This is a genomic window from Oscillospiraceae bacterium, from assembly GCA_009780275.1.
In the GTDB taxonomy this organism is placed as follows: Bacteria; Bacillota; Clostridia; order Oscillospirales; family UBA929; genus WRAI01.
Genome location: WRAI01000042.1, coordinates 1 through 10,131, shown reverse-complemented (window position 1 = coordinate 10,131; position 10,131 = coordinate 1). Strand labels below are relative to the sequence as shown.

Annotated in this window: 13 protein-coding genes; 5 read left to right on the top strand and 8 right to left on the bottom strand. The window is 45.5% G+C overall.

The genetic code is table 11. The features are described from left to right. The coding region (locus tag FWE06_10000) for a S8 family serine peptidase (protein MCL2547493.1) at positions 1-2,480 on the bottom strand (2,480 nt) is incomplete at its 3' end. A 211-nt stretch (positions 2,481-2,691) separates the two neighbouring features. Between FWE06_10000 and FWE06_09995 the strand changes: the two genes are divergently transcribed. Further along, positions 2,692-2,922, top strand: a complete 231-nt coding sequence (locus FWE06_09995) for a hypothetical protein (protein ID MCL2547492.1) — start codon at positions 2,692-2,694, stop codon at positions 2,920-2,922. Positions 2,923-2,963: 41 nt separating this feature from the next. Here FWE06_09995 and FWE06_09990 read toward each other — a convergent pair whose 3' ends face one another. Then, positions 2,964-4,001 carry a PDDEXK nuclease domain-containing protein gene (locus FWE06_09990; protein ID MCL2547491.1) on the bottom strand — a complete coding sequence of 346 codons (1,038 nt, stop codon included), beginning with the start codon at positions 3,999-4,001 and terminating at the stop codon, positions 2,964-2,966. A 339-nt stretch (positions 4,002-4,340) separates the two neighbouring features. Between FWE06_09990 and FWE06_09985 the strand changes: the two genes are divergently transcribed. The 3 genes from FWE06_09985 (at position 4,341) to FWE06_09975 (ending at position 6,005) form a co-directional block, all read left to right on the top strand. After that, positions 4,341-5,126, top strand: coding sequence for a helix-turn-helix domain-containing protein (locus FWE06_09985; protein ID MCL2547490.1), 786 nt, complete (start codon positions 4,341-4,343; stop codon positions 5,124-5,126). Positions 5,127-5,221: 95 nt separating this feature from the next. Next, positions 5,222-5,467: a hypothetical protein gene (locus FWE06_09980; GenBank protein MCL2547489.1), complete on the top strand. Its 246-nt coding sequence runs from the start codon at positions 5,222-5,224 to the stop codon at positions 5,465-5,467. Positions 5,468-5,480: 13 nt separating this feature from the next. Then, entirely contained in the window at positions 5,481-6,005 is a 525-nt protein-coding gene (locus FWE06_09975; protein ID MCL2547488.1) for a hypothetical protein, read from the top strand. 192 nt (positions 6,006-6,197) lie between these two features. On the opposite strand, the gene FWE06_09970 is transcribed toward FWE06_09975, so the two are convergent. From FWE06_09970 to FWE06_09945, 6 genes are all read right to left on the bottom strand, one after another. Further along, positions 6,198-6,638, bottom strand: coding sequence for a HEPN domain-containing protein (locus FWE06_09970; protein MCL2547487.1), 441 nt, complete (start codon positions 6,636-6,638; stop codon positions 6,198-6,200). A 13-nt stretch (positions 6,639-6,651) separates the two neighbouring features. Continuing rightward, positions 6,652-6,984 carry a nucleotidyltransferase domain-containing protein gene (locus tag FWE06_09965; GenBank protein ID MCL2547486.1) on the bottom strand — a complete coding sequence of 111 codons (333 nt, stop codon included), beginning with the start codon at positions 6,982-6,984 and terminating at the stop codon, positions 6,652-6,654. Positions 6,985-7,639: 655 nt separating this feature from the next. Beyond that, positions 7,640-7,903, bottom strand: coding sequence for a hypothetical protein (locus FWE06_09960; GenBank protein MCL2547485.1), 264 nt, complete (start codon positions 7,901-7,903; stop codon positions 7,640-7,642). Beyond that, complete coding sequence (locus tag FWE06_09955) at positions 7,893-8,375, bottom strand: PIN domain nuclease (protein MCL2547484.1); 483 nt, start codon at positions 8,373-8,375, stop codon at positions 7,893-7,895. Before FWE06_09955 ends, FWE06_09960 begins: the two co-directional genes overlap by 11 nt. A 168-nt stretch (positions 8,376-8,543) precedes the next feature. Further along, entirely contained in the window at positions 8,544-9,116 is a 573-nt protein-coding gene (locus FWE06_09950; protein ID MCL2547483.1) for a hypothetical protein, read from the bottom strand. Between the two features lie 28 nt (positions 9,117-9,144). Then, positions 9,145-9,651: a hypothetical protein gene (locus tag FWE06_09945; GenBank protein ID MCL2547482.1), complete on the bottom strand. Its 507-nt coding sequence runs from the start codon at positions 9,649-9,651 to the stop codon at positions 9,145-9,147. A gap of 137 nt (positions 9,652-9,788) precedes the next feature. Here FWE06_09945 and FWE06_09940 point away from each other — a divergent pair, with 137 nt between their 5' ends. Then, positions 9,789-10,019 carry a helix-turn-helix domain-containing protein gene (locus FWE06_09940; GenBank protein ID MCL2547481.1) on the top strand — a complete coding sequence of 77 codons (231 nt, stop codon included), beginning with the start codon at positions 9,789-9,791 and terminating at the stop codon, positions 10,017-10,019. The last annotated feature ends 112 nt before the right edge of the window (positions 10,020-10,131 follow it).

The window sequence follows — 10,131 nt, the reverse complement described above, 5'->3', positions numbered from 1 at the left end:
TGATTGCATACAGGACAACAGTCAGCGCATGCCGGGTGCCGAATGCTGAACTCGCGGAAAGTCACGTCACCCGTAACGGCAAACACACGCATTCCGACAAGCCGAAACACATCGCCGGTAAACAGCGGACCGGGATTGCCCGCCCATGTATTGCCGAACAGGTCGCTCAGCGGTATAGCGCCGGAATAATTGCCGGCGGATAAGTCAGCAACAGCATTGGCAAGCGGACGGTTGGCACCGACATACGAGAGTGCGTTCGTCAGCCTGACCGCCGCGGTGTTGTTGAAAAAGATGATGCTGGCTTGCGATGCTACGGTAAAGTCGAAGTGTAGCACGGCGTCTTCCCAATCGTCTCGCGGAATCGGGATAGCGTTGAAATTCTGCCGTGCGTTGGGAAAGCCGCCGCCGACATTGTCAAACCTGTACTCGCCGCCCGTGACGGAAATGTTAATACCGGTAGCGTCGCCGCCGGGGACAACGGTCCAAGCCGCGCCGGGCAGCAAGTCAAATATGTTGAACACTGCCGGACCTGTGACTGTGAAAAGCCTAACAAACCTTACCGCAAAAGGCATTCTTGCCACGGGTGAACCACCATAATTGATATAGACATAGCCTTCATAAATGCCGGAACGAGCGGTTTCGCAAAGTGCTATAGTGGCATAAAAGCTATCCGTCCCGCCATTGGCAACGGTTATGTTTGTATTGCTGAAGCTAAGGCTTGCGCCGCCGCCTGGGTTATCTGTAAAGCTATAGCTGATGTTATATGTACGAGTAGCGGTTCCTCTGTTTGAAATGCTAATCGGAAGTGTGCTGTTCCCTTCTCCGCCATAAGCTCTTAATACGCCAAAGCTCATTGAAGACATAATCGCGGGAACAAAAGGCTCGTTAGGGTTAGTAGATAGCGGGATATCGTGTTCAACGGTGACAACCGTCGAGTTGGTCAACGCCTCTAATGGTTGCACAAACCCCGCTCCGACATCAAAGACGCTGTTAGGCGATAAGTCAGCGAGCGGTCTTGCCGTGTTCATCATTCTGGCTTTAATCTCCCAAGGCGCAGCATCGGGGAATCCTTGCACCAATAGTGCCGCGATGCCCGTAATTATCGGGCTAGCCGCGGAAGTGCCGCCAAAATAATTATAACCCCCACCTACATCGGTGGTTAAAACCCAAACGCCCGGCGCAATAATATCCGGTTTTATATGATACGTAATGTTGGTCGGTCCGCGGCCGGAGAAATCGGCTATGGTGTCCTCGCCCCAATCCCAATCAGCGCCTGCCGTACCGGCACCGACAGTAATCGCCAAAGGACTGTTGCCGGGGCTCAACACCGTAAATGGCTCCGGCCCATCGTTGTGTGCGGCTGCAACGACGACGACACCGTCCAGTACGGCTAGGCTGACGGCAAAATCATGTGGCGTGAAAGGGCTTGTTCCCCATCCCCACGTATAAATAATATCCACTTCTGCAGCGTGAGCCAACTCCAAAGCAGCCATTGCGTCAAATCCTACATGAAAATTCCCCTCTCCATCGAGATGGCTCTTTCGGAATGACAACAACTCTATCTCAGGTGCCATAGCAATTATTGTGCCGGCAGTCATTGTGCCGTGATTGTTGGAGTCAGTATATGGAAATCCCGCAGCGACATGATGCTGCCAGCCGCGCACCCTGCCCGTGTTGTCCAAAAACCTTGCAAACTCGGGGTGTGTATGGTCAATACCGGTATCCAACATTGCCACACGCACGCCATAGCCGGTAATGTTCAGCGAACTATGTATGTAGTCCATATGAAACAGATTTCTCGCCGCCCGCATGAGATTGGGGTTAAGAAAAAACGATGACGCAGGCGCAATCCCGGAACCGGCTGCGGCAACGCCGCTTATATCGGCAGGCTGCGGCAACGCCGGGATAATATACGGCGTAACGGCAAACACTTCCGGCAATCCCGTGATACGCTCTACCATATATGTAGGCACACGCATATACACGCCGTTAAACAGGCTATGGTATTCGCTGATTATTTCATGCGCGGCAGACGTGATACCAAACGCGCCGGGCGGAGAAATTTGCCGCAACTGTTTATGAAATGCGTCATGGGCGGATAAGGCTTGCTCCTCGAAAGTGGCACTTGAGAAAGTGCGGAAATCGGAGTTGTTACGCTCTTCCAAAAGGCGCAACGCCACAGCAGGCGGCGTGACAAACTGCACCACAATTTCGATAACTTCATATGAGTCATAGCCCAGCGCATGGTCACCCTCAAAGCCTTGCATACCGACAGGAGTGTTTAATGTGCCGGTCAAAATCCCCAGCTCAGCGGCTTCACGGCTTGTCCTTTCACTGTCTTGAATTATGTAGTCGTGTGCCGGCACAACGCCCGCTAATTCGGGCGCAATATCCATTCCCGCACTCGCCGCGCTTATCACCAGCACCATGACAAGCGCAAGGCCGACCGCCATTGCCTCTTTGATTTTGAAATTTCGCATAGAAAATCCCCCCTGTGCCATATTATAACCTATTGGGCTACACTTGGCAATGTACCATGAATCCTCGTGCTTGTCAACCGGAAAGACTTTCGGTACAATCACATTGAGGTGTTTTTCAAGATGAAAACAATGTTATTACAGTCACCGGAAAACTAACGCAAGACGGAATTACGGCAACTCACAAAAACGGCGAGACCGGTCCGCCATTGCCTTGTTTGAGAGTGCAGATAAGCACCTCAAAGACACGCTAAACGGCAGAACGGAAATCCCGACAAGGGCGTGGCGAGCCGAGCGTGAAAAGTTGCTTGCCGAAAAAGCGGCACTCAATCAACAATTCCAAAAACTCAAAGCCGACACCAACCACGCCTACAAAATCAAGCGAGCCGTGGAGGATTTAATGCCGCAAGAACCGAGGGAAAAATCAAGAGAAATGGAGCGGTAACGGTACAGTTAAAGGGGGGGCAAATTGTCCCGAAGTTGTAGTTATTCCCCGCCGTCATTTTTAACTAACTGTTGCTCAATTCTTTGCCGTTCGCGCTCTAACTCACGCTTTAATTCGTCCTCTGTTGGGATATATGCTTGATACTTTGATGCGAAAAGTTGCTTGCTTTCGTCCAATACGGAATACTTGACCATTGCATCATTTTTGTCGGAGCAAAGCACAATACCAAGTGTGGGGTTATCGCCCGGTTGTTTCATTTTGTCCTCGAAATAACGAACGTAAAAATCAATTTGCCCAATGTCTTGATAATCGAGTTTGCCGGTTTTCAAATCAATCAGCACAAAGCATTTGAGAATGTAATTGTAAAACACAAGGTCGATGTAGTAATGGTCACCGTCAATGGTAATGCGTTTTTGTCGTGCGACAAATGAAAAGCCTTTGCCGAGTTCAAGCAAAAACTCTTGCAAGTTATCAATCAGCCCTTGCTCAATATCTTTTTCGTGGTACAATTTGTTTTCTTTGAGGTCGAGAAATTCAAGGATATAGGGGTCTTTGAGGATATATTCTGGGTCAGTTTTTGGCTCTAATGCTTGTATTTCATCACGCACACTAGCGCGCCCCTTTTTTTGCGTGGCAAGTAATCGCTCATAATAAAATGAGTTAATTTGGCGTTCGAGTTGGCGAACGCTCCAACTTGTTTCGGCGCACTCTTGCAGATAGAAATTGCGGCGGCTTTTATCGTCAATCCGTGTTAGCAAGCGATAATGTGACCAACTCAATTCGGGACACAGTGAGTCCCGAATTGGAAAGGTTAAATAAAACTTACGCATTTTGCGTAACGAGGACTCATCAAAACCTTTACCAAACTCTGCCGTAAGCTGTGCCGAAAGATAGGCTATCAAGCCCTTGCCGTACTCGGCGCGCTCGCCAATAGCCTCGGCTATTTCTTTGCCTATTTCCCAATATGCCTCTACCATTGTAAAGTTGACGGCGGCATAGACTTTATTTTTGGCAGTCAACAGCGTTTCGCGGACTTTGCCGTAAGTGTTGCCGTGTAGTGTTGTTAGTTCTTGGTTCATCGCTTACCTCCCCGTCAGAATTGTCTACACAGCGTGTAGACAATTTAATCACGCAAAACACAGTCGCATTATACCACACTTTGGCGGGATTTTCAACCGCCAATGAGCAAAAAGAGGTAGACATTGCCCCGCCGTTGTGGTATACTCATGCCGTGGGTAGCGACATTCGCTACACTACGCCAACTTGCCCACGGCAAGGTCGGTAGTTTATATTATCTTCAATCAACCTCAGGTTGATGTTTCTTTTTTGTGACTTAAACATACATAGCATGGACATGGAAATTATACTGTGTTAAACTTACTGTGTCGGTGCGAAATACTATGTAATGAGGTGCAGAAATGAACACTATGAAAATCGGCAAGCAAATTGCGTTGCTGCGTAAACAGCAAGGACTTACTGGCGAAAAGTTCGCCGAAATTTTATCAGTCAGCCCACAAGCTGTATCCAAATGGGAAACAGGAAAATGCTTGCCTGAAACAGCGACACTTCCGGCAATGGCAAGAGTGCTAAATTGTTCAATAGATGAAATTTTATTGCCTGCCAACGATGCATTTTTCCTTAATAAAATAATCGAAAACGAAGTGCGTAAACAAATCGGTAAATCGACAGATGAAGATTTATCAGAAAGTGACATATTGGCGGTTGCGGAATTAAAATTAAACAATTTAGGTATTGCTGATATTCGAGATTTAGAGCAATTCAAAAACCTAACGCACCTTGAAATCATGGGGAACTGTATAAACGATTTATCGCCACTAGCAAGCCTAGTAAAATTGGAAACCTTATTTGCGGGCAACTGTCCGTTTTCGCCCAAAGATGAAAAGACGAACCAAAATAACTACTCTGACTTAGAGTGTATATCAAACTTAACAAATTTGAAAAATATCAGTTTTACCGCTTGCGAAATTACCGATATTTCATTTGTGAAGCATTGGGTCAACCTTGAAAACGCATGGCTTTATAGTAATAAAATTGAGGATATATCGCCGATTAAAGGGTTGACGAAATTAAAGAAAATCTATCTATTCGATTGCCGTTTGACGGAGATTGAAATCATCAGACACTTGCCGCAGTTAGAGGGCATCGCAATCAATATGAACCAAGTGATGACTTGTCACCCTTAGAAAATTGCCTAAACCTAAGCTATCTTGACGCACATGATAACAGAATTTCAAACCTTGCCCCACTAAATAATTTGACAAAAATGGTGTATCTAACGTTGGCAAATAATAATATCGTCAACCTTGATGGACTGCGGAATATGCAACAACTCGAACATTTGACGCTATCGTTTAATCCCGTGGCACGGAATATTGATTTGGTCAAGGAGTTGAGGGGGCTGAAATACCTTGAATTGCGAGAAATGAATATAACCGATGAAGTAAAAGAGGACTTGAAAGCGACAATGCCGGAGTGCAACATTTACTACACTTACGATGAACCGGGTCGATTTGAATCGGAGTAGGTCGAGGTGACGTATGAACACAAAACAAAAAGAACTTGCGGAAATATTATATTCGCACATCAACGAGGAGCAAAAGACATTATGCGAGCCTGTCATTGATTATTTGTTAGAGCTTGGTTACTCAATGAAAAAATACAAGAATAGTCAAACCCCGTTTGCGCTCCAATTTGAAAAATCGGGAAATGTTATGACAAGAATAGGATGCAGCAAACAAAGTCAAAGCGGTTTTGTATTTCTGTTAAAGTACAACGCCAGCAACGAGTATTCTGACAAATTTCAAAAACCACTTCGCAATATTGTGCAGTCATATCAAGACAAAACCAGCGATACAAAGCGAACTCATTTTCCTGTTTCGCCAGTATGTGGAGCTTGCACCGTGTGCAATGGCAAACCACGATATTATAACTTTACAAATATTGATGGGCAAGCACTTACCCATTGTGCCGGATTTATGATGAGCATGGCAGATTTGACAGTTGACGATGTGCCTGAAATTAAAAGGCATATTGAAAATCAAGATAAGTATTTCGCAGTATAAGCACTCGTTGCCCTAACGGTTAAGCCCCGACTTACGCCATGAGTAGGCACATTTTGAACAATAAATCCCGCAGGATAGGCAAGCCCTATTTTGTGGGATTTTGGCGTTTGTATAAAAAAGTCCTTGACAAGTGGTTACAGGGGTGATTACAGGAAATATATCGGCGTTGATGTCCGGTGGCGGGATAAACAATCAAGCATCCGTCTTCATCATGACCGGCGGCGAAATTTCTTTGAACGCTGCCTGTAGCGGAGTCGGAATATTTAATTGGAGCGGCGGATCTACTGCAATCTGTGTTTTAGCCAATTGATAGATAGTGTTTGCTTGCTGTAACGCTTGTTTCGCGTCCTGCTCACTTACCTCAATTCGATTCGGATAACGTGTTCCGGTTGCATAAACCTGCAAGTCTTGACAGTCATCATATAGTGTGGAAAATGCGGGGTTGATTTCATTGCATCTATGACAAAGCAACTCAACTTCATGCGTCTTTGGAACCTCAAGCCCATTTGCACATAGGTATGCTTTCAAAGCCTTTTCAGCAGATTGCTGGCAGTGGTAGCAAATAATTTCTAGTGGTTTTTTGTTTGGTTTCTCAAAAAGATACTGTGCTGTATCTAAATCTTCACGCGCTATGACCAGCTACTCATCAACGAGCATTTTGTCGTTCATATAGTACCATCCCTTCATTAACAATCTTTTTTTCCAATGTGTTATATTGCTTTCGGTCATCGAACCGGCTACTATAATCGGCCAGTATATCTGTAGGTGTTTTTCTGTCCACTGTCCTGAGCGAGCGCCGCGCCAGCTTCATCGCATCAATCGGACGCATACTATCATCCGGAATGACGACAAAAAAGTCATAATCGCTATCATCGTTGGGCGTACCATAAGCGTGTGAACCGAACAAATAAATGCGCTCAACGGGAACGGCCGCTTTGATGGCTTCCGTTATGTCCCTGATTTCTTGATTAACTTTCATTGTCGACGCACCCCGCTTTCTGCTTACAGTATATCACGAAAGTAACCATATAGCAAGCATCACCGCCCGCCCGCGTTACCAAACAGCTCAGCCTTGTGCGCCGGCGCAATGACCTGTAACAAGTACCGTTCGTTGACCCTTACTGTCATCTATAAAATGAGGAGTTAATTTGCGGAGTACAAAAACGTCTGAACCCCGCTTGAAAAGCGGGGTTCAGGGCGTGGCATCTTTTTTGTCAAAGCCTTTTGGCGGAGAAGGAGGGATTTGAATTATAACATTGCCAATCCATAGCATTTTCTGTGTCACAATAAGTCTGAATTTGCAATGGTTACAGCGATTGTATTGTTTGTTGTGTGTTTTCCCGTAAAGAGTATTTCAATCGTGTAAAGGGTAAATTAAAGGGTACGATAAGGGTATAGGGAGCAGATTGACACAGTTGCATGAATATGTTATAATGAAATATATTCAAGAGTTGGTATATGGTGCGCTTGCGCTTATTGTACGCCAGCAAAAAAATATTTCACCCAATAGTCACACATGGGTAGCCTGTACGGGTTACTCATTTTTTGACCGCTTGCACTCACCACGCGCATGGACAAGTAAGCCCCATACCCCCATTTTTTGCCGTATCGTTAGCTGGGGTAGGCTTACAAAATTATTTTGACGCGCTGGTACGTGCTGTACGCCTAACGCCCGATAAACGACGGCTTACTTCTTTGTGTACGTCAGCATTGACAGACGTGTCAAGCCGCATTTTATCAATGAGAGCGTTAAACTCTGCCGCCCCTCGGTTAATGTCGTCAATAACCTCTTGACGGCTCATGCCTTTACGCCGTTCATAATTCCATTCACGGATTTTGTGAATATCATCAATGGTAAAATCGGGACTTATATTTGGTCTTGGGGTATTATTCATCATCTTCACCTCCAATAAGTGTAGTTGGCGTATATATCAATAAGTCGCTATATCCTTCGAGTGCGGTTACAGCCTTTACGCCTTGCATGGTTTTATGATTTACAATGTGCTTGAAGTTCCATGAAACGATTACATCACACTTGCTCACGATAGCGGCGGCAATGTGCCGACAGTCGTCAATGCTTTTCTGTTTTAGTATGCCCAAATCAACAAATTTTTCAGCAATCCGTACGACATCGTAGTCAACCTCAACCAATGTGTAAGGAATACGCACTAAATACTCTGCCAAAATAGCACGTTTATCAGGCGAACACACCAGCAGTTCCTCAAAATCAACACTAGATAGTACAACCTCAAATTCACCCGCTATTATAGCGTCCCATAATTTATGCGTATCAGCCATTTTGTCGGGTGTATCTTGCGCGTCTAAGTGACTAACCACCGACGTGTCAAGATAGATTTTTAGTTTTCGCATAGCTACCACACCCCTTATGCCGTTATACTGCGCTATAAGCCCCTCTAACAGGTTATTGCACACCTAGTATACCACACTATGCTTGATATGTCTATATGCTATATCAGCGGCATTTAACGGCGTTAAAATAGCAAGGGCTGGCAATTTTCATGCCAGCCCTATTTAGCTCTATGTTCCCCAAATCAACCACCAGAAAAACCACGACAAACCAGAGAGAGCGGCTAAGCCTAAGAGCCACCATAGCCACGATAAAGCCTCCCATTTTATCCATGTTTTCATGAACTCTCTTTCTTCTGAATATATGCCCGTTTCAATGCCGCAATGCGGGCAGACAACAGCCTCGTCAAGAATTTTTGCTCCGCAGGTTCGACAATGTGCGGTTAGTTCGCACTCGTCTATGTTGGGAGGCGCAGACTTGCCGCCGATTTTGCCGCGCAGTTGTGCTAAATTTATGCGTTCGGAGTTGCCATCACTGTACAGCATAGTCAATGGATTTTGGCTTAATATAGTGCCGTCATAGTATTCGCCGCCGTTTTCCCAATTACCTTGTAGTGATAGATTGTTGTATGCGTCTTGTAAGGGAATAACATGGTCACTTGACACTTGACCTGCGCTACCGTCTAAGAAAGCAACATCAACGGTATTTCCAGCGATTTGCTTGACTGTTGCGGGGTAATAGCAGCCGTTCGATTTCCATAGCGCAAATACAGTTTCGCCGACTTGTATGTTGTTTGGTTGCACGAAAATATCCTCCTGTTTTTTTGCTGCTTTATCCGCGAACAAGTGTCGCCCTGCCGAGTTCCAGCCTACCTCTTGTTTGATTAAAATCAACGGCTCGAACAAGACCAGCTTCGGTCGTAAATTCTATCCTATCGCCCAATATGGATATTGTGCCTGTTATGACCGATTGGTGAAGAAAACGAACACGCTCAATTTGTTGCTCTGAGGTCAGTTCAAGGTTTTCTTGGCTGAGAACGTCGAAGTCCTCGCCAAAAGGAAATCCCAGCCCGACAGATGAGCTAATAGATGCCAAACCATCGGTACTTTCAGTGCTGGTACTTTGCCCAAATATAGGGCTATGCTCCCGTACCATCGTTACATGACGAAGTTCCGTAAGGGTAAAAGTGTCGCCATCAAAATGGATACTGGAACGAACCCCGTCACCCCTTGCCTCTTGAAGCACCCATGTGCCGTCAAGTCCACCGCCATTGTCGCAACCAACAAGTAATGCGCTTGCAAGCACCAGTACAAGCAGTAGAGAAATTGCCTTATTCATTATGTTTCCTCCATTGTGTAGTTGAACAGTCATGTTCATGCGCTGTTATACACCTTAATATGTGTAATCGCAAGCCCTATTAAGTCTGTTTTGCACATTTTTATAAGTGTATTCTTAATATCAATGGAGGTGTGGATATGGAAGTGCTGGAAAAAATCAGAAAGTTGCGCGACGAGCGCGGTTTAAGTAATTATAAACTGGCGAAAATGGCGGGTATTTCTGAGGGGTCACTCAATAACCTATTTAGGCTAAACAATCAGCCAACCATTCCCACATTGCAGGCGATTTGCAAGGGGCTTGGCATAAGTCTGTCCCAATTTTTTGCCGACGACGAAGAGGCGGTTGTGTTGGATTATGACTGTCAATGACAATGATAAAATGCGTAAAAAAGGCAAGGAAAAAATGTAGTTTTATGGCAAGATGAAAACGTACAAGAATTAAGCGTTGGCGTCAAAGAGCGTATTCACGACATGCTGTTTT

What these genes read in the sequence shown, in the direction of transcription:
- FWE06_09990 (MCL2547491.1), bottom strand. Translation starts at nt 4,001, where the DNA reads ATGAACCAAGAACTAACAACACTACACGGCAACACTTACGGCAAAGTC.
- FWE06_09985 (MCL2547490.1), top strand. Translation starts at nt 4,341, where the DNA reads ATGAACACTATGAAAATCGGCAAGCAAATTGCGTTGCTGCGTAAACAG.
- FWE06_09975 (MCL2547488.1), top strand. Translation starts at nt 5,481, where the DNA reads ATGAACACAAAACAAAAAGAACTTGCGGAAATATTATATTCGCACATC.
- FWE06_09965 (MCL2547486.1), bottom strand. Translation starts at nt 6,984, where the DNA reads ATGAAAGTTAATCAAGAAATCAGGGACATAACGGAAGCCATCAAAGCG.
- FWE06_09960 (MCL2547485.1), bottom strand. Translation starts at nt 7,903, where the DNA reads ATGATGAATAATACCCCAAGACCAAATATAAGTCCCGATTTTACCATT.
- FWE06_09955 (MCL2547484.1), bottom strand. Translation starts at nt 8,375, where the DNA reads ATGCGAAAACTAAAAATCTATCTTGACACGTCGGTGGTTAGTCACTTA.
- FWE06_09945 (MCL2547482.1), bottom strand. Translation starts at nt 9,651, where the DNA reads ATGAATAAGGCAATTTCTCTACTGCTTGTACTGGTGCTTGCAAGCGCA.
- FWE06_09940 (MCL2547481.1), top strand. Translation starts at nt 9,789, where the DNA reads ATGGAAGTGCTGGAAAAAATCAGAAAGTTGCGCGACGAGCGCGGTTTA.